Annotated in this window: 18 protein-coding genes; 11 read left to right on the top strand and 7 right to left on the bottom strand. The window is 70.1% G+C overall.

Annotation, left to right across the window (positions count from 1 at the left end):
* Positions 1-4: 4 nt before the first annotated feature.
* Entirely contained in the window at positions 5-1,843 is a 1,839-nt protein-coding gene (locus tag QM714_RS05440) for an ABC transporter ATP-binding protein (protein ID WP_415098336.1), read from the bottom strand.
* A 101-nt stretch (positions 1,844-1,944) separates the two neighbouring features.
* On the opposite strand from QM714_RS05440, the gene QM714_RS05435 reads away from it, so the two are divergent.
* Positions 1,945-2,352: a MarR family winged helix-turn-helix transcriptional regulator gene (locus tag QM714_RS05435; RefSeq protein ID WP_415098334.1), complete on the top strand. Its 408-nt coding sequence runs from the start codon at positions 1,945-1,947 to the stop codon at positions 2,350-2,352.
* A gap of 5 nt (positions 2,353-2,357) precedes the next feature.
* Positions 2,358-2,957, top strand: coding sequence for a dephospho-CoA kinase (gene coaE, locus QM714_RS05430; RefSeq protein ID WP_415098332.1), 600 nt, complete (start codon positions 2,358-2,360; stop codon positions 2,955-2,957).
* A 9-nt stretch (positions 2,958-2,966) separates the two neighbouring features.
* On the opposite strand, the gene QM714_RS05425 is transcribed toward coaE, so the two are convergent.
* Together QM714_RS05425 and QM714_RS05420 are read right to left on the bottom strand one after the other, a co-directional pair.
* Complete coding sequence (locus QM714_RS05425; RefSeq protein WP_415098330.1) at positions 2,967-3,923, bottom strand: RNA polymerase sigma factor RpoD/SigA; 957 nt, start codon at positions 3,921-3,923, stop codon at positions 2,967-2,969.
* A gap of 213 nt (positions 3,924-4,136) precedes the next feature.
* Positions 4,137-6,257 carry a S9 family peptidase gene (locus QM714_RS05420; protein WP_415098328.1) on the bottom strand — a complete coding sequence of 707 codons (2,121 nt, stop codon included), beginning with the start codon at positions 6,255-6,257 and terminating at the stop codon, positions 4,137-4,139.
* A gap of 48 nt (positions 6,258-6,305) precedes the next feature.
* Between QM714_RS05420 and QM714_RS05415 the strand changes: the two genes are divergently transcribed.
* The 3 genes from QM714_RS05415 to QM714_RS05405 all read left to right on the top strand — a co-directional run bounded on the left by QM714_RS05415 (position 6,306) and on the right by QM714_RS05405 (position 8,930).
* Positions 6,306-7,013 (top strand): 5-oxoprolinase subunit PxpA, encoded by a 708-nt coding sequence (locus tag QM714_RS05415; protein WP_415098326.1) that lies wholly within the window; start codon positions 6,306-6,308, stop codon positions 7,011-7,013.
* Between the two features lie 442 nt (positions 7,014-7,455).
* Positions 7,456-8,085, top strand: a complete 630-nt coding sequence (locus QM714_RS05410; RefSeq protein WP_415098324.1) for a 5-oxoprolinase subunit B family protein — start codon at positions 7,456-7,458, stop codon at positions 8,083-8,085.
* On the top strand, positions 8,082-8,930 hold the full coding sequence (locus QM714_RS05405) for a biotin-dependent carboxyltransferase family protein (protein WP_415098322.1): 849 nt from the start codon (positions 8,082-8,084) through the stop codon (positions 8,928-8,930). Before QM714_RS05410 ends, QM714_RS05405 begins: the two co-directional genes overlap by 4 nt.
* On the opposite strand, the gene QM714_RS05400 is transcribed toward QM714_RS05405, so the two are convergent.
* On the bottom strand, positions 8,911-10,212 hold the full coding sequence (locus QM714_RS05400) for a DNA polymerase IV (protein ID WP_415098320.1): 1,302 nt from the start codon (positions 10,210-10,212) through the stop codon (positions 8,911-8,913). The genes QM714_RS05405 and QM714_RS05400 overlap by 20 nt on opposite strands.
* Positions 10,213-10,385: 173 nt before the next feature.
* Here QM714_RS05400 and QM714_RS05395 point away from each other — a divergent pair, with 173 nt between their 5' ends.
* Complete coding sequence (locus QM714_RS05395; protein ID WP_415098318.1) at positions 10,386-11,387, top strand: DUF4192 domain-containing protein; 1,002 nt, start codon at positions 10,386-10,388, stop codon at positions 11,385-11,387.
* Between the two features lie 42 nt (positions 11,388-11,429).
* The gene (locus QM714_RS05390) at positions 11,430-12,896 is read left to right on the top strand and encodes a glutamate--cysteine ligase (RefSeq protein WP_415098316.1); all 1,467 of its coding nucleotides are present in this window, start codon (positions 11,430-11,432) and stop codon (positions 12,894-12,896) included.
* 30 nt (positions 12,897-12,926) lie between these two features.
* Here QM714_RS05390 and QM714_RS05385 read toward each other — a convergent pair whose 3' ends face one another.
* Positions 12,927-13,361 (bottom strand): hypothetical protein, encoded by a 435-nt coding sequence (locus QM714_RS05385; RefSeq protein WP_415098314.1) that lies wholly within the window; start codon positions 13,359-13,361, stop codon positions 12,927-12,929.
* A gap of 127 nt (positions 13,362-13,488) precedes the next feature.
* Here QM714_RS05385 and QM714_RS05380 point away from each other — a divergent pair, with 127 nt between their 5' ends.
* From QM714_RS05380 to QM714_RS05365, 4 genes are all read left to right on the top strand, one after another.
* The gene (locus QM714_RS05380) at positions 13,489-13,899 is read left to right on the top strand and encodes a universal stress protein (protein ID WP_415100991.1); all 411 of its coding nucleotides are present in this window, start codon (positions 13,489-13,491) and stop codon (positions 13,897-13,899) included.
* The gene (locus QM714_RS05375) at positions 13,896-15,023 is read left to right on the top strand and encodes a P1 family peptidase (RefSeq protein WP_415098312.1); all 1,128 of its coding nucleotides are present in this window, start codon (positions 13,896-13,898) and stop codon (positions 15,021-15,023) included. Before QM714_RS05380 ends, QM714_RS05375 begins: the two co-directional genes overlap by 4 nt.
* Before the next feature lie 33 nt (positions 15,024-15,056).
* Positions 15,057-15,623 carry an HhH-GPD-type base excision DNA repair protein gene (locus QM714_RS05370; RefSeq protein WP_415098310.1) on the top strand — a complete coding sequence of 189 codons (567 nt, stop codon included), beginning with the start codon at positions 15,057-15,059 and terminating at the stop codon, positions 15,621-15,623.
* Positions 15,624-15,780: 157 nt separating this feature from the next.
* Positions 15,781-17,076 carry an RNA polymerase sigma factor gene (locus QM714_RS05365; RefSeq protein ID WP_415098308.1) on the top strand — a complete coding sequence of 432 codons (1,296 nt, stop codon included), beginning with the start codon at positions 15,781-15,783 and terminating at the stop codon, positions 17,074-17,076.
* Between the two features lie 7 nt (positions 17,077-17,083).
* Here the strand turns inward: QM714_RS05365 and QM714_RS05360 are convergent, their stop codons facing one another.
* Both QM714_RS05360 and QM714_RS05355 read right to left on the bottom strand, forming a co-directional pair.
* Positions 17,084-17,920, bottom strand: a complete 837-nt coding sequence (locus tag QM714_RS05360) for an EamA family transporter (RefSeq protein WP_415098306.1) — start codon at positions 17,918-17,920, stop codon at positions 17,084-17,086.
* Complete coding sequence (locus QM714_RS05355) at positions 17,917-18,390, bottom strand: DUF456 domain-containing protein (RefSeq protein ID WP_415098304.1); 474 nt, start codon at positions 18,388-18,390, stop codon at positions 17,917-17,919. Before QM714_RS05355 ends, QM714_RS05360 begins: the two co-directional genes overlap by 4 nt.
* Between the last annotated feature and the right edge of the window lie 7 nt (positions 18,391-18,397).

Below are 18,397 nucleotides of genomic sequence, written 5' to 3'. Positions count from 1 at the left end.
GAGGTCAGGCGGCCAGCTCGTCGGCATACACCCCGGCGCGGACCAGGGCGGCGTACTGCCCACCGAGGAGCAGCAGTTCCTCGTGGGTGCCCAACTCGACGACCCGGCCGTGGTCGAGGACGGCGATCTGGTCGGCGTCGCGGACGGTGGACAGGCGGTGGGCGACCACCAGCGTGGTCCGGCCCCGCGCAGCGACTTCGAGAGCCTCCTGGACGGCCCGCTCGGTGCTGTTGTCCAGTGCGCTGGTGGCCTCGTCGAGCACCAGCACCCGGGGGTCGCGCAGTAGCGTGCGGGCGATCGCCAGGCGCTGCTTCTCGCCGCCGGAGAAGCGGTGTCCTCGGGAGCCGACCACGGTGTCGTAGCCGTCGGGGAGGCTGCTGATCAGGTCGTGTACCTCGGCCAACCGACAGGCCCGCTCGATCTCGGCATCGGTGGCGTCCGGTCGGGCGTGCCGAAGGTTCTCCCGCACGCTGGCGTGGATCAGGTAGGTCTCCTGGGAGACCACTCCGACGGCCGCTGCCACGTCGGCCAGGGCGAGATCGCGCAGGTCGATGCCGTCCAGGGTGACCCGTCCGTGCCTCGGGTCGTGCAGTCGCGCGACCAGGCCGGCCAGGGTGCTCTTGCCGCTCCCGGTGGCGCCGACCAGGGCCAGGCTGGTGCCGGCCGGGATGTGCAGGTCGATCCCGTTCAGCACGGCCGCACCGTCGGGGTCGTAGCCGAACCACACGTCCTCGAAGCGGACCTCACCGGTCGGCTCGGCCAGCGCCCGAGGCTCCTCGGGATCGGCGATCTCGACCGGCAGGTCGAGGTATTCGAAGATCCGGCTGAACAGGGCCATCGAGGCGGTCACCGAGACACTCACGTCCAGCAGACTCAGCAGCGGCCGGAAGAGTCCGGCCTGCAGGCCGGTGAAGGCCACCAGGGTGCCGATCGTCATCCCGCCGGAGGTGGCCGGCAGCCCGGCCGCGAGGTAGATCACCGCGGGGATCGCAGCGAAGAGCAGGTTCATGGTGGCCATCCGCCACCGGCCCGCGAGTTGGGAGGCCACCTCGAGGCCGACCAGGCCGGCGCTGGTGTCCTCGAAGCGGGCGCTCATGGCCGGCCCAGCGCCGAGTGTGCGGGTCAGCAGTGCGCCACTCACCGACAGGCTCTCCTCGACCTGCACGTGGAGGTCGGCGAGCGCGGCCTGGCGCCGGGCAGTGACCTGCTGGCGCAAGCGGGCCACGCGACGAGTGAGCAGCACGGCGGGGGGTACGACGACCAGTGAGATCAGCGCCAACCGCCACGACAGGGCGGCCATCGCGACCGCCGTCCCGATCACGACGGTGGTGTTGGAGGCGATCGAGGTCGCGGTCGAGGTGACCACGCCCTGCATGCTGTTGATGTCGTTGGTCAGCCGGGACTGGACCTCACCACCGCGGGTGCGGGTGAAGAAGCCCAGCGACTGGCGCTGGAGGTGGCTGAACAGGTCGGAGCGGAGCCGATGCATCACCTGCTGACCGACCGTGGTCGACAGCCAGGTCTGTGCCACGCCGAGGGCGGCGCTGGTCGCGGCGGCGGCCATCATGGCCAGCACCAGCGTGAGCAGCAGCCGCACGTCTTGGGCGGGCAGGGCGTCGTCGATCACGTGCCGCACCAAGAACGGCTGCGCCAGTCCCACCAGGGAGCTGGCCACGATCAGGCCGATCACGGTGGCGAGTGAGGTTCGATAGGGGGAGAACAGGGCGACGATCCGGGTCAGCGACACCGGGAAGTCGACCAGCTGCTGTCGGTCGGCGGGATCCGGGCGACCCGTCCGGCTGGGGCCGCGTCCCTCGCGGCGTGGGATCTCGGGGCTGGCCATCTGACCACCTGCCCTTCTCGTGGGTGTCAATGTCGAGATCAGCTCATATGCTGGGGTTACCTCATAATGAGGAATTTCTCAAGTCGGCTATCCTGCCTGCCATGGGCGATCGCACCGGTGACCGGCTGATGGGGGCCGCGCGTCGGCTGCGCCGCCTGCTGTTCGAGGCGATGGCCGAGATCGGCGTGACGCCGGCTCAGGGGCGCGCACTGCGTCTGGTCACCGAGCTCGAGCCGGTCCGGCTCACCGCGCTCGCCGACCACCTGCACATCGCCCCACGCTCGACGACCGAGGTGGTCGACGCTCTCGAGACCGCTGGCCTGGTCGTTCGAGTGCCCGACCCGCATGACCGACGGGCCACCTGTGTGGAGGTGACCCCGGCCGGCCGGGTCCGGGCCGCCGAGTTGGACGAGATCCGCGATGCCGTCACCGAGGACTTCCTCACCCCTCTGTCGCCCTCGCAACGACAAGCGCTGGACGGGCTGCTGACCATGTTGGTCGAGGACTGAGCCTGATGCGGGTCGGATTGACCGGGGGAGTGGCGGCCGGGAAGAGCACCGTGTCGACCCTGCTGGCCGAGCTTGGCGCGGTCGTCATCGACGCCGACGTGCTCGCCCGCGAGGTGGTCGCGCCCGGGACGTCCGGCCTGGGCGAGGTCGTCGAGGCGTTCGGTGAGCGGGTGTTGACGGTCTCCGGCGAGCTGGATCGGCCGGCTCTCGGTGCCCTGGTGTTCGGCGACGAGGCGAAGCGTCGGACGTTGGAGGCGATCGTCCATCCGCGGGTCCGCGCCCGAGCGGCCGAGCTCGAGGCCGCCGCTCCGCCAGGCGCCGTCGTCGTGCACGACATCCCGCTGCTGGTCGAGACCGGCCAGGCCGATGCCTTCGATGCGGTGATCGTGGTCGACGTGCCCGTCGAGACTCAACTCGATCGGCTGGTGCGGTTGCGCGGACTCACACCAGACGAGGCGCGGGCCCGGATCGCCGCCCAGGCGACTCGGGAGCAGCGCCGCGCGGCCGCGACGTACGTCATCGACAACACCGGGACACTCGAAGACCTCCGCCACCAGGTGACGGAGGTCTTCGAGCTGCTGTCCGGTTCCGGCGCGGACAGCTGACAAGGAGCTTCAGGCGGCGAGGTCCGGATCGGCGAAGCGGCGCAGCTTGGCGAGCGCCTCGCGCTCGAGCTGACGGACCCGCTCGGCAGAGATCCCGTGTCGAGCGCCGATGTCGGCGAGCTTGTGCTGGCGGCCGTCCACCAGGCCATAGCGCGACCTGATGATGTCCGCGGCACGCTCGTCGAGCTGACCGACCAGGCTGTTCAGCCGGTCGCGCGACTCGACGTCGAGGACGGTGAGGTCGGGGCCGGGTGCGGTCTCCTGAGCCATCAAGTCGCCCAGCGAGGTGTCCCCATCCTCGTCGACCGGAGTGTCCAGGCTGACGTGGTCGCGACCCCAAGCCATCAGGTCCAAGACCCGCTCGACGGCCATGTCCAGCTCGGCGGCGATCTCGTGCGGCTCGGGCTCGCGGCCCAACTGCCGTTCGAGAGTACGTCGAGCGCCGCCGACCTGGTTGAGCTCCTCCACGACGTGCACGGGCAGTCGCACGACGCGGGCCTGCTGGGCGATGCCACGAGTGATGGCCTGCCGCACCCACCAGGTCGCGTAGGTCGAGAACTTGTAGCCCTTGGTGTAGTCGAACTTCTCGACGGCGCGGATCAGGCCGGTGTTGCCCTCCTGGATCAGGTCGAGCATCGGCATCTGGGCGCGGCCGTACTTCCTCGCGATCGACACCACCAGGCGCAGGTTCGCGGTGATGAAGGTGTCGACGGCCTTGCGGCCCTCCTCGGCCAGCCACTCGAGCTCTTCCTTGGTGGCGCGTCCCGGGGCACCGCCCTTGCGACGACCCCAGCGGCCCTCGGCGAGCAGCTGCTCGGCGAGCAGACCGGCTTCGATGGTCTTGGACAGCTCGACCTCGGTGGCCGCGTCGAGCAGTGGGTTGCGAGCGATCTCGTCGAGATAGAGACCGACGCTGTCGCGGCCCTCGATCTCGCGTGTGCGGGACGTTGCGGTGCTTGTTGCCATTGCGGCGTCCTCCTCCTTGGTGGAGTCCCGGTATGCGCCGGTTTCCACGGACAGTTCAACGTTGAGAACCCCGCAGAGATTCCCGGCGGGAGGCTCACCTGACCTGACGATCGGTAACCACCTGGAGTTGCCTCGAAACAGAACTTTCAGCGACTTCTCAGCCTGGGTCCGCCGGTCGACGGCGACGACCGGCGGACCAGGCTCAGCCTGGATCTACGAAGCGAGCCCCATCCGGTCCAGCATCCAGGCCAGCGCGAAGGCGCGGTCCCGCCACGCCTGGTAGCGCCCGGAGACTCCGCCGTGACCGGCCGCCATCTCGGTGCGGAGCAGGAAGTCCCGCCTCCCGACGGCGGTGGCCCGCAGCTTGGCGACCCACTTGGCCGGTTCGGTGAACAGCACCCGGGTGTCGTTGAGCGAGGCTTCGGCGAGGATCGGCGGATAGTCGATCGCCGCGACGTTGTCGTAGGGCGCGTAGGCGCGGATCGTCCGGTAGGCCTCCGGGTCGGCCTCGGGATTGCCCCACTCGTCGTACTCCGTCACGGTGAGCGGCAGGCTCGCGTCGAGCATGCTGGTGAGGGCGTCGACGAAGGGGACGTCGGCCACGATTCCGGCGAACAGCTCCGGGGCCTGGTTGGCGACGGCGCCGACGAGCAGTCCGCCGGCGCTGGCGCCCTCGGCGACCATCCGATCCGGAGTCGTCCAGCCCGAGTCGATGAGATGGCGCGCGCAGGCGACGAAGTCGGAGAACGAGTTCTGCTTGGCAGCGAGCTTGCCGTCGTCGTACCACCGCCGGCCCAGCTCACCACCGCCGCGCACGTGCGCCAGCGCGAAGGCGGCACCACGATCGAGCAGGGAGAGGCGCGCGACGGCGAAGTAGGGGTCGAGGGAGTGCTCGTAGGCGCCGTATCCGTAGAGGAGGAGGGGCAGCGGACCTTCCGCGGGCAGACCCTTGCGAGCGACCACCGAGATCGGCACCCGCTCACCGTCCTCGGCGGTGGCCCACAGACGGTGCTCCTCGTAGTCAGCGGGGTCGTAGCCGCCCAGCACCGGCGTCCGCCTCAGCAGCTGGAGCCTCCGACTGCGGACGTCGTAATCGTAGACCGAGGACGGCACGGCGAGCGACACATAGCCGAGGCGGACGGTGGGCTGGTCGAAGGCGGGGTTGCCGCCGGCGCCGACGGTGTAGACCTCCTGGTCGAACTCCACGAGGTAGTCGTCGGCCACGCCCTCCTCGCCGAGCTCGAGGATGCGCAGCTGGGTCAACCCGTTGCTGCGCTGATGCACCACCAGATGCCCGACGAAGGCGTCCACCGACTCCAGCCGAACCTCCGGGTCGTGGGCCACCAGGGGCCGCCACGCGTTGCTCGCCGTGAGGGTGATCGGCGCCGTCGAGATCTCGAAGTCCGGTCCGGTGGCGTTGTGCAGGACCAAGAAGACGTCCTCGCCGGCGAGGATCGCATGCTCGAGGGAGTACTCCACGCCCTCCTGGCGCTCGCAGAAGAGCTGGAGCCCACGCTCGGGGGCGTCGAAGTCGAGGAAGCGATACTCCGTGGTGGTCTTGGAGCCGGCCGCCACCATCAAGAAGCGCTTCGACCGGCTGCGGCCCACGCCGACCCAGAACCGCGCGTCGGGTTCGGCGAAGATCAGCTCGTCGTCGGACTGTACGTCGCCCAGCCGGTGTCGCCAGATCCGGTCTGGGCGCCAGGAGTCGTCGAGGGTGGCGTAGTAGAGCTCCTCGCCGTCTCGGGACCAGGTCACCCCGCCGGCGACCTGGGTGAGCTCGTCGGTCAGCAGATCTCCGGTCCGGAGGTCCTTGACGCGCACCGTGAAGCGCTCGTCGCCGGTGGTGTCGGTGCCGTAGGCGAGCAGGTGACCGTCCGGACTCACCGACGAGCCGCCCAGGGCGAAGAAGTCGTGTCCCTCGGCCAACTGGTTGAGGTCGAGCAGGAGCTCCTCACCGGGCAATGCCGGTTGGTCCGGCCCCAGGTCCTCCGCAGGCGCGGGCGGAGTCCAGTCCGTCTCGTCGCGGACTGGGACCCGGCAGCTGGCGCCGTACTCCTTGCCCTCGAAGCTGCGGGCGTAGTACCAGTAGCCGTTGTTGCGGGTGGGCACCGAGAGGTCGGTCTCTTGGGTGCGCGCCTTGATCTCCTCGAAGACGGCCTGGCGTAGGTCGGCGAGGTGTGCGGTGCGTGCCTCCGTGTAGGCGTTCTCCGCCTCAAGGTAGGCGATCACCTCGGGGTCGTCCTTGTCAGCCAGCCACGCGTAGTCGTCGGCGCGGGTCTGCCCGTGGTGTTCGGCGCTGACAGGTCGGCGGGCGGCCACGGGCGGTTGCATGAGGTGGAGCGTAGCGACGGGGTCGGTGGTGTCGCGAGAATGGCGGCCATGGCCTCTCCGCCGCAGGCACCGCGTGCGATCGACCTCAACGCCGACCTCGGCGAGGAGGTGACCGACGACGAGGGCCTGCTCGCGGTGGTGACCAGCGCCAACGTGGCGTGCGGCTATCACGCGGGCAACCCCGCGATCATGCGGGCGGTCTGTGCCGACGCGGTCCGGCTCGGGGTCTCTATCGGCGCCCAGGTGTCCTATGCCGACCGCCCACGGTTCGGTCGGGTCGAGCTCGACGTCGCCGTCGATCTGTTGACCGAGCAGATCCTCGACCAGGTCGGCACGTTGGTCGAGATCGCGGCCGCGGAGGGCGGCACCGTGCGCTACGTCAAGCCGCACGGTGCGCTCTACCACCGGGTGGCCCGTGACCCGGATCAGGCCGGTGCCGTCCTGGTCGGCTCGGGCGATCTGCCCGTGCTCGGCCTGCCCGGCGCCGTGGTCCTCGAGCTGGCACAGGCCTCGGGCCGGCGGAGCCTGCTGGAGGGCTTTCCCGATCGGGCCTACACCCCCGCGGGTGGGCTGGTGGCCCGCGACCAGCCGGGTGCCGTGTTCACCGACTCGGCGCTGATCGCCGCCCGGGCGGTCGAGCTCGCGGCCGCCGTGGACTCGGTGTGTGTGCACGGTGACACTCCGGGTGCCGTCGACCATGCTCGGGCTTGTCGGGACGCGTTGGAGACCGCCGGCTTCGAGCTCCACGGCCTGTGATCCGGCCGTCTCTCTCCACAGGCTGCGGCCAGGATCTGTGGAGAAGGGCCGGTCATCTGTGGACGCCCGGACGGGTTCTGTGGACGACACGCCGAAGACGGAGAACTCCTCGAAATTCCTTCCCGCCAACCCTTGTGTCGACCTCCGGCGAGGCGTAGAACTTCTCCTACCAACACCGCTTGCGGAGTTGGTGATCGGACCGGAGAGAAGATCCGCACGGAGGGTTCGCCCACCGCGTCGGCCCAGTGACGGGGCCGCGGGATTGGAAGGCCGGAGCGATCGATCGGACGTCACAGAGCCGATCACCCGAGGGGCTCCTGATGCTCATACCATCTGGAGCCCCTCACTCTATTTCTGGCCTTGTCTCTGGCCCGGCCGCGGATCCACCGATCGATCGAGATACCGATCGATCGGGATACTGGTCGATCGAGATACTGGGATCGTGGCGGGAGTGCTGGTGACCCATCCGGTGGGGGAGCACGCCGTCTTGGCGGAGACCGGTGACGTGGGCCGATCACTGTCCCTGGCGCGCTGGGCCAGGAGTGCCGGCGTCTCGGCGACCGAAGTGGTGCCGGCAGCGCGCACGGTGCTGTTCGCCGGAGTGGCCGACCCAGCCGGGCTCGCGGCAACACTCGCGGACTGGCCCGGCGACCCGCTCGACTCGACCGAGCACGAAGTCACCGTGCCGGTGGCGTACGACGGCGCCGACCTGGACTTCGCGGCCCGACGCTGGGGGATGACCAGAGCCGAGGCGATCGCCACCCATGCGGGCCTCGCCTTCGTGGTCGCATTCTGCGGCTTCGCGCCCGGCTTCGCCTACCTGACCGGGCTGCCGGTCGAGCTGGCGCTGCCCCGGCTCGAGACGCCGCGCACCAGGGTGCCGGCCGGGTCCGTCGCGGTGGCCGACCACTGGACCGGCGTCTACCCGTCGGCCTCCCCGGGAGGCTGGCGGCTGCTCGGCCACACTCCGATGACCCTGTTCGACCCAGACCTGCCCGCTCCCGCACTGTTGGCTCCCGGCACCCGGGTCAGGCTGACCGTGGTGGAGACGAGCGGAGAGCAGGTCCGGTGAGCCTGACCGTCACCCGCGCCGACGGCTTGGTCACCCTCCAGGACCGGGGTCGGCACGGCTATGCCCACCTCGGGGTGCCGGCAGCAGGCGCCCTGGACCGCCCGGCGGCCGCGCTGGCCAACCGCCTGGTCGGCAACACCGACGACGAGGCGGTGATCGAGACCACCCTGCTCGGCGTCGCCTTCACCACCGACCGCGCCCTCACCTTCTCCGTCACCGGCGCCCACGCCTCGATCCAGGCGAGCGGCCGAGCTCGACCGCATGGGGAGCCGGTGACCGTGCCAGCGGGAGCGACTGTGGAGATCGGTCCGGCCAGCGAGGGCGTGCGCACCTACGTCGCGGTGGCCGGCGGCATCGCCGTCGCTCCGGTGCTCGGCTCGCGGTCCACCGACACGCTGGCCTGGCTCGGACCACCACGGGTCGTCGCCGGCACCGTTCTGCCGGTCGGACCCGCTGGGAGGCCTCGACCCGTGGACGCCCCGGCGGCCAGCCGTCTGCGCACGACGATCCGACTGACCCTGGGACCGAGAGCGGACTGGTTCACTGACGAGGGGGTGCGTGCACTGACCCGAACGGCGTACGTCGTCGGGCCGGCGGCGAACCGGATCGGCCTGCGACTACGGGGCCGGGGGCTGACCCGGCGGCGCACCGACGAGTTGGCCAGTGAGGGGATGGTGGCCGGAGCGATCCAGGTGCCGCCGGACGGACAGCCCGTCGTGCTGTTGCGCGACCACCCCACGACGGGCGGCTATCCGGTCATCGGCGTCGTGGTCGAGGAGGACCTGGCCCACTGCGCGCAACTGCGCCCTGGTGACGAAGTGCGCTTCACGACTTCTCAGGGCTGAGGTCGGGGTCGGTCACCGAGAACGATCGCACCGGTCCCACCGGTGACTCCCGGGTCTCGAACCTGACCGTCACCACACCGCGACCGGATCCCCAGACCCACCCGGGCCCGAGCTCTCGATGCGTCACATCCATGCCGGGCGCCCAGGTGCGCTCGCGCGCGGTCGGGATGGTGGGCGTCTCCTCGGGCAGCTCGTCGTCCTCGCCGGTCTCCCCGAACAGGTCTTCCTGGATCCAGTCGGCGAGCCCGGAGACACCGACGCCGAGCAGCCGCACGCCGCCGGTGGTGTCGAGGTCGGTCAGCAGTCCGCAGGCGAGCCGGGCAATGGTCGCCGCGCGATCCGTCGGGGAGCCGAGGGTGGTCGATCGGTTGAGGGTGGTGAAGTCGTGCAGGCGGACCTTGATGGTGACCGTCCTGCCCGACAGGCCGTGCCTGCGGAGCCGCTCGGCGACCTCACGGGCCTGCCGGGTGAGCAGGCCCTCCATCAGGCGGCGATCGGTGAGGTCGGTGTCGTAGGTGCCCTCGACGCTGACCGACTTGGTCTCGCGCTCGGCCACCACCGGGCGGTCGTCATCGGCGCGAGCGAGCGCATGCAGGCCGAGTCCGTGGGCGCGACCGACCAGTCGGATCAGTTCGTCGGCGCTCACCGACTCCAGGTCGGCGACCGTGTGGATCCCTGCTCGCCGTAGCCGCTCGGCCGTGGCGGGACCCACGCCCGGGATCACCGAGACGTGCATCGGGTGGAGCAGGGCCTGCTCCGTGCCAGGGGGTACGACGACCAGACCGTCCGGCTTGTCCAGATCGCTGGCCACCTTCGCCACGAACTTCGAGCTCGCCACTCCCACCGAGGCGGTGAGCCCGTGGGTCACCTCGTGGACCCGCTCGCGCAGCTCCTCGGCCAGCATGGTCACGGTGGGCACCTCGAGGTCTGGCAGGTCCGCACTGGCCAGGTCGACGAACGCTTCGTCGAGGGAGAGCGGCTCGACCAGGGGAGACACCTCGCGCAGCGCACCCATCACCGCCTCACTGGCCTCGCGATAGGCAGGGAAACGGCCGCTCAGGAAGGCGGCATGGGGACATCTGGCCCTGGCCTCCCGGGTGGACATCGCCGACCGGATGCCATAGCGCCGCGCCTCGTAGGAGGCCGTCGCGACAACTCCCCGACCGCCGACCCCACCGACCACAACCGGCTTGCCCCGCAGGGATGGCTTGTCGCGCTGCTCCACCGCGGCGAAGAAGGCGTCGAGGTCGAGGTGCAGCACCGAGGCGGTGGTGCGCCTCATCGCGCTGTCCTCCCCAGCGGGTGCCCGCACGACATGGCGGCAACCTACCCGTCGGCGCCGACAACGTGCCCGAACGGCCCACCTGGCTGCGTTCGAGGTGTGGACAACGGCACCATTCACAGCGGGAGTGCGGACGGTCAGCAGGGCGTGCTCGCCGCGGTCAGGCTGCCTCCATGACAGCCCAGCGCTCGCCTTCCGGATCCACCCCCTCCCGACCCAACCTGATCGCACGGTGCCCCGAGGACCTGCTGGCCATCGTCCCGGTCGTGCTCGGCTTCCACCCCGAGGAGTCGATCGTGATGCTCACCTTCGGCCTGCCGCGGTGCTTCCACGCGCGCATCGACCTACCGCGCACCCCGCGAGATCTGGCCGAGGTCGTCGACGCACTGCTCGATCCGGTCCGCCGCCACGGTGTCCCCGAGGTGGTCCTCGTGCTCTACACCGAGTCCGGTCCCGCGGCGCGCCGAGCGTTCGACACTGTCCAGCAGGCATTGCGCCGAGAGGGTGTCCAGGTTCGCGATGCGCTGCGGGTGACCAACGGCCGCTGGTTTCCGGCCCTGGTCGGCACCCGCCCGCGGCGCGGCACGCCCTACGACATCTCGCACCACCCGTTCCTCGCCGATGCCGTCCTCCGCGGCCAGGTGACGCTCCCGTCCCGCGAGGCTCTCGGTCAGTCGATCGCACCAGATCCCGAAGCGATCGAAGCGGTTGTCAGCGCGTTGCAGGCGATCCCCGAGTCGGGCGACGGCTCCGATCAGGGTGCGTCCGACGAGCAGCACATCGAGGAGGTTGCTTGGCTGAGCGCCACCGTCGAGCAAGGGACGGCCGGCACCGACCTGTCGCCGGACGACCTTGCCCGGCTGCTGACGGACCTACGAGACGTCCAGCTGCGTGACCATGCCTGGTTCGCCCTCGACCACTCGCTCGCCGATGACCAGGTGCGCTTCTGGACCGAGGTGGTGCGGGCCGCGCCACCGGGCTACGTCGCCGCGCCGGCGGTGCTGCTGGGCTTCGCCGCCTGGTTGGCCGGGCACGGCGCGTTGGCCTGGTGTGCCGTCGACCGGTGCTTCGACGAGGCGCCCCGAGACGCGCTCGCCGGCGCCCTGACCGAGGCACTGATGCGCGCCGTGCCACCGTCGACCTGGGCCAGCGGCTCGGCAGTCGACCCGGAGTGATCAACCGCCCCTGGATCAAGCTGGTGCCGCTAGGGTCAGGCCATGGGAGAAGACGTCCCCGCCCAGGAGTTCTCGCGGGCAGATCGCACCAGGCACCGGGAGAAGGTGCGCCGCTGTCTCGATGTCTTCGAGCGGATGCTGCGGGAGTCGAGGTTCGACACCGACGACCCGATGACCGGTCTTGAGGTGGAGCTCAACCTGGTCGACTGGGAGGGCGACCCGGCGCTGAAGAACGCCGAGGCGCTGGAGGCGATCGCCGACCCGGACTTCCAGACCGAGCTCGGACAGTTCAACATCGAGATGAACGTGCAGCCCGCGAAGCTGCGCGAGGGCGGGCTGACCACCTTCGAGCAGAGCCTGCGCCGCAGCCTCAACGATGCCGAGCACAAGTCGTCTTCGATCGGCGCCCACCTGGTGATGATCGGAATCCTGCCGACACTCGCCGAGGGGCACATGGCACCGAGCTCGATCAGCGCCAATCCGCGTTACGCCCTGCTCAGCGAACAGATCCTCCAGGCGCGCGGCGAGGACATCACCATCGACATCGCCGGCCCGGCGGAGCGATTGCGCACCACCACCGACTCGATCCTGCCCGAGGCCGCCTGCACCAGCACCCAGTTCCACGTGCAGACCGCCCCGGAGGACTTCGCGGACTATTGGAACGCCTCCCAGGTCATCGCCGGCGTGCAGCTCGCGCTCGCGGCGAACTCGCCGTACCTCCTCGGCAAGCAGCTGTGGCAGGAGACCCGCATCCCGCTCTTCGAGCAGGCCACCGACACTCGCAGCGAAGAGCTCAAGGCTCAGGGGGTCCGGCCGCGGGTGTGGTTCGGCGAGCGGTGGATCACGTCGGTCTTCGACCTGTTCGAGGAGAATGTCCGCTACTTCCCGGCCCTGCTGCCGATCACCGACCCGGAGGATCCCGTCGCCGTGCTCGAGGCTGGCGGGATCCCTGCGCTGCACGAGCTCCGGCTCCACAACGGCACCATCTACCGCTGGAACCGTCCCGTCTACGACGTCCAGGGCGGGGTGCCGCACCTGCGCGTCGAGAATCGCATCCTCGGCGCCGGCCCGACGGTCTGCGACCTGATCGCCAATGCCGCGTTCTACTTCGGACTCGTGCGCTCCCTCGCGGAGGACGATCGCCCGCTGTGGACCCAGATGTCCTTCAGCGCCGCAGAGGAGAACTTCCACGTTGCCGCTCAGCTCGGCATCGAGGCGCAGCTCTACTGGCCGGGCATCGGCCAGGTGCGTGCCACCGAGCTCGTCTTGCGACGCCTCCTGCCGCTGGCCCATCAGGGGCTCGACTCGTGGGGTGTCGACTCGGCTGAGCGGGATCGGCTGCTGGGGATCATCGAGCAACGCTGCCTGACCGGCGTCAACGGCGCGTCGTGGTTCGTGGACAAGATGGCCGCCCGCAGCGACATGAGCCGCTATGACGCCCTGCGCGCCGTGCTGGCGGAGTATTGGGAGAACATGCACACCAACCAGCCGGTGCACACCTGGTCCTGACCGAGCACGCAGACCGAGTCCGCCGGCCGGTCAGCGCACGCGGGGTCGCTTCCAGTGCCTGTCGAGATCGCTGCGCGGGTCCCACCAGGCACACCGGGTGACGCTCACCCAGATCAGCGGCACGCCCGCCTCGTCGTACGCCATTCGGGCGGCGGGCAGCCACAGCGCGTCGAGCTCGTGCCAGCTGGGGTGACCCGAGCGGGTCAGCCAACACACCGGCGTGCCGGTCACCGCCCGGGCACGCAGCAGCAGTGCGGCCACCAGCTCGGCCCGCAGCGCGGTGTCCGTGGGCGCGGTCGGGATCGACCAGACCAGTCTCGGACCGCCCGGGACACCCAGGCTGAGCAGCGCCGGGAACGCCTTGCTGCGACCCAGGTCGCGCAGCTCGAACACCGAGGCACGCAGGCCGCGGCGAAGCCAGCGGGGGAGCGGCTCGGTGAGTCCGGCGGACACTCCGGTCGACACCGAACCAGCCTGCCGCACGACGGCCGAGGACGGTGGCCCCCCTCCACAGGCTGCGCGCCGACTCCGCGTTCGATACCGTGCAACCGTGGGCTCGACTGACGGGCCGCACGTGACGAAGGAGTGGTGGATGGGCACCGTCGTGGTGGGATACGTCTTGAAGCCGGAGGGCGAAGCGGCCTTGGTGCGCGCGATCGACGAGGCGAAGCTGCGCGGCAGCAAGTTGGTCGTGGTCAACTCCCACCGCGGTGGCGACGAGTTCGACGGCAGCGAGGCCCGCAAGGTCGAGGTGGCCATGGACCGGATCGGCAAGATGCTCGACGACGCCGGCCTGGCATACGAGATCCGTGAGATGGTGCGCGGCTTCGAGCCCGCGGAAGACCTGATCAGCATCGCCGAGGCGAACGGCGCCGAGCTCATCGTGATCGGGCTGCGCCGCCGGTCGCCGGTGGGCAAGCTCATCTTGGGCAGCAATGCCCAGCGCATCCTGCTCGATGCGCACTGTCCGGTGCTCGCGGTGAAGGCCTCGGACACCGAGTGAGCCCCACCGAGGTGAGTCCGGCCGGGCGTCGGGCGCGTGACCTCGGCATCGTCATCGGTGGCCTGCCCGTCGGGCCGAACAACGCGATCACCGACGTGTCCGGAGTGCGGGTCGGACACTGCACCCTGATCCAGGGCGACGGCCGGTTGGTCCCGGGCACGGGACCGGTGCGCACCGGCGTCACCATCGTCGAGCCCCGACCCCGGATCTGGGAGACCCCCATCGTGGCCGGCTTCCACCGGCTCAACGGCAACGGCGAGCTGACCGGAACACACTGGATCCGCGAGTCGGGGCAGCTCACCACGCCCATCGGGTTGACGAACAGTCACTCGGTCGGCACGGTGCGTGACGCCATCGCCGCCCAGATCCACCACGAGCGTGGGGACGGCGCCTACTGGTGTCTGCCGGTGGTCGGTGAGACCTACGACGGCCTACTCAATGACATCAACGGCTTCCACGTCGAGCCGGCACACGTGGCGGCGGCCTTCGCGGCACTCGCGGCGGGACCGGTCGCGCAAGGTGGTGTCGGTGGCGGCACCGGCATGATCTGTCACGAGTTCAAGGGTGGGATCGGGAGCTCGTCTCGCCAGGTAGCGCTGGGGGACCGCAGTTACACCGTGGGTGTCTTGGTCCAGGCCAACCACGGCCGCCGGGCTCGGCTCCGTGTCAACGGTGCCCCGGTCGGCGAACGGATCGGCTCCGACGTCATCCCGTCCGCACACGACGAGGCCGCCCGAGCAGCCGGCAGCGGATCGATCATCGTGATCGTCGGCACCGATGCGCCGCTGCTCCCGCACCAGTGCGACCGACTGGCGCAACGAGCCACCCTCGGCATCGGCCGCACCGGCGGCACTGGCGAGACGCTCAGCGGTGACCTGCTGCTGGCGTTCTCCACCGGCAACGACCTGCCACCTGCGGCGGGGGTGGTCGACCAGCCCTATGACGAGCTGACCCTGCGCGCCGTGCCGCAGTCAGCCCAGGATCTGCTCTGCGACGCGGTCATCGACGCCACCGAGGAGGCGATCCTCGACGCGATGCTGTGCGCCACCACCATGACCGGTCGCGACGGCATCACCGCCCACGCGCTCGACCCCGACCTCCTGCTGGCCGCCCTTGCCCGCTAAGCGCACCGGCGTCGCGTGGGGAACAATGGGGCCATGTCGTTCCAGATGACCGGATTGCCGGAAGCCGATGACGTCCTCGACCACTACCCCTTCGCGGTGGTGGTCGGCATGATGCTCGACCAGCAGTACGGCATGGAGCATGCCTTCCGGGGCGGCTGGAAGGTGCTCGGCCGTTTCGGCACCCTCGACCCGGCGGCGATCGCGGCGGCGGACCCCGAGGAGTTCAAGACGCTCTGCAGTCAGCCACCGGCGATCCATCGGTTCCCGGGCTCGATGGCGGCCAGGCTGCAGGAGCTCGCCGGGCTGGTCGAGTCGAAGTACGACGGCGATGTGACGCGGCTCTGGACCGAGGCGACGACCGGCGCCGAGCTGTTGAAGCGGGTCCAAGAGCTGCCCGGCTTCGGCAAGCAGAAGGCGCAGATCTTCGTCGCGCTGCTGGCCAAGCAGGTGGGCGTGCGACCTGACGGCTGGGAGAAGGCCGCGGGGGACTACGCCTTGGAGGGCTATCGGTCGGTGGCGGACGTCGTCGACGAGGCCTCGCTGCAGAAGGTCCGTGACTACAAGAAGCAGAAGAAGGCGGCGGCGAAGGCTGCCGGCTGAGCCAGTCCTTCACGGGGACGGGACGCTCCCGTCCGGCCCTTCCAGACTGGCACGGGTGGTGATGCGGGAGGTTCACCGACCCCGTGGCAGAATGTGACCGCGGCTCTTGACATCACCGGGCTTTGCCGCGCCCCCACGCCGTTTCGGAGAGGTGTTCGTGTCCCCGAGCCCCAGCAAGACCACCGCCAAGGCACCGGCCAAGAAGGCCCCGGCGAAGAAGGCGGCTCCCGCCAAGGCAACCGCTGCGCCAGCCAAGAAGACGCCGGCGAGGAAGGCGGCTCCCGCCAAGGCGGCGGCGAAGAAGGCGCCCGCCAAGAAGGCCGGCTCCGGCAAGGCACCGGTCGAGCTGAGCAACCTCGAGGTGGCCGCCCCGGCCGCTGCCGTCGGTCCTGACGGCAAGAAGGTTCTCCCGGACATCGACGACAAGCAGTTCGAGGCGGACGTCGCCAGCGACCCGACCATCGTCGAGGACGAGCGGCAGGCGTTCGTCGTCTCCGCCGCCGACGACACCGACGAGCCCGAGCAGCAGGTCATGGTCGCCGGCGCGACGGCGGACCCGGTCAAGGACTACCTCAAGCAGATCGGCAAGGTGCCGCTGCTCAACGCCGAGATGGAGGTCGAGCTCGCCAAGCGGATCGAGGCTGGCCTGTTCAGCGAGGAGAAGCTGGCCAAGGGCGGCAAGATCAGCGACAAGGTGCTCGAAGAGCTCGAGTGGATCGCCGAGGACGGTCGCCGCGCCAAGAATCACCTCCTCGAGGCCAACCTGCGGCTGGTGGTCAGCCTCGCCAAGCGCTACACCGGTCGCGGCATGCTGTTCTTGGACCTGATCCAGGAGGGCAACCTCGGCCTGATCCGCGCGGTCGAGAAGTTCGACTACACCAAGGGCTACAAGTTCTCGACCTATGCCACCTGGTGGATCCGGCAGGCGATCACCCGCGCGATGGCCGACCAGGCCCGCACCATCCGGATCCCGGTGCACATGGTCGAGGTCATCAACAAGTTGGCCCGCGTCCAGCGGCAGATGCTGCAGGACCTGGGTCGCGAGCCCACCCCGGAGGAGCTCGCCAAGGAGCTCGACATGACTCCCGAGAAGGTCATCGAGGTCCAGAAGTACGGCCGTGAGCCGATCTCCCTGCACACCCCCCTCGGCGAGGACGGCGACTCCGAGTTCGGCGACCTGATCGAGGACTCCGAGGCGATCGTGCCGGCCGACGCGGTCAGCTTCACCCTGCTGCAGGAGCAACTGCACGCCGTGCTCGACACGCTCTCGGAGCGGGAGGCCGGCGTGGTCTCGATGCGCTTCGGACTGACCGACGGGCAGCCGAAGACGCTGGACGAGATCGGCAAGGTCTACGGCGTGACGCGCGAGCGGATCCGCCAGATCGAGTCCAAGACGATGTCGAAGCTGCGCCACCCGAGCCGGTCCCAGGTCCTCCGCGACTACCTCGACTGATCCCCACTCAGCCAGCGGCAACCAGGGTGACGGCGAGGCCGCAGAGGGCCAGACCGGCGGCCTGGCCCCGGTGGATGTGCTCGTGCAACACCAGGGCGGCCAGCAAGACGGTGCCGGCGGGGTAGAGCGCGGTGAGCACGGCGGCGATGCTCAGATAGCCGATGTTGCTGGCGACCAGGAAGGCGAACGTCGCGACTGCGCCCAGGCAGCCGCTGACCACGCCGACCAGGGCGATGCGCTGTCGGGGCACCCAGTCGCCGCCGACAGCGACCGCGGTCGCGATCACCGCGATCGCGGCGACCGCTTGGTTCAGCGCCAACGGGAACAGTCCCGCCTCGGGCGGGATCTGGGCGAGGATGGCGAACAGGCTGCCGAAGCCGAGCCCGGCCAGCACACCGTCGAGGAGACCGCCGCGCGGCTCCCGGTCGGTGCCGGCCTGAGGAGCCTCGCGAGAGACCAGCCAGATGCCCGGACCGGCGGCGATGATGCCGGCCCACACCGGCGGAGCCGGCCGCTCACCGAGGACCAGTGCGATCATCACCGGCACCAGGGCGGCCCCGACTCCCGACACGGGCGCGACCACGCCCATCCGCCCGGCCGCCAACCCGCGATACAAGAACGCGGTGCCGCTGCCGTTCGCCACCCCGGCCGCCACCGCCCAGCCGAAGTCGCCGAGGGTCGGTGACCCGGGGGTGAGCAGTCCGACCGTCAGCAGCACCACACAGGTGCCGACCTGCGCCACGAAGGCGACCGGCCAGGCGCCGGCACGTTTGGAGACGAGCCCACCGAGGAAGTCGGAGAGGCCGTACGACGCCGCGGCGAGCAGCGACAACAAGACGCTCATGTCAAGCCCACCCCGATGACGAACGTGGTCGCCGCCAGGACGCCGGCGACGAACTCGATCAGGATGCTCCAGCCGACCGCCTTCAACGCGGCCTTCGTCGACGGCCAGGCGTCAGCCGCGCCGACGCGGACCCGCTCGGCGATGTACACCCCGACCGGGAAGCCGACCAGCGCACCCACGACCGGGACCACGAAGAAGCCGACGATTGCGAAGATCGCCCCGATCAGCAGCGTGGAGTTGGGCACGGTCTGCTTGAGCTGGCGGCCGGGCAGGAGGTACTTCACGACCGAGCCGATCACCAAGAACAGCGTGGCGACCGCTGCGACCGTCCAAGCAGTGGCGGTGCCGTCCTCCGCGGCCCACGCCAGCAGGGCGATCAGGATCAAGATCGAGCCGGGCAGGACGGGGACCACGATCCCGGCCAGGCCGACCAGGATCGCGATGCCGGCGGCAAGGTCGGCCAGGGTCACGGCGTCA

Origin of the sequence: Nocardioides sp., from assembly GCF_047602075.1 — a bacterium.
In the GTDB taxonomy this organism is placed as follows: domain Bacteria; phylum Actinomycetota; class Actinomycetes; order Propionibacteriales; family Nocardioidaceae; genus Nocardioides.
The sequence above is the reverse complement of the archived record's forward strand: the minus strand, read 5'-3'. Positions and strand labels throughout refer to the sequence as shown.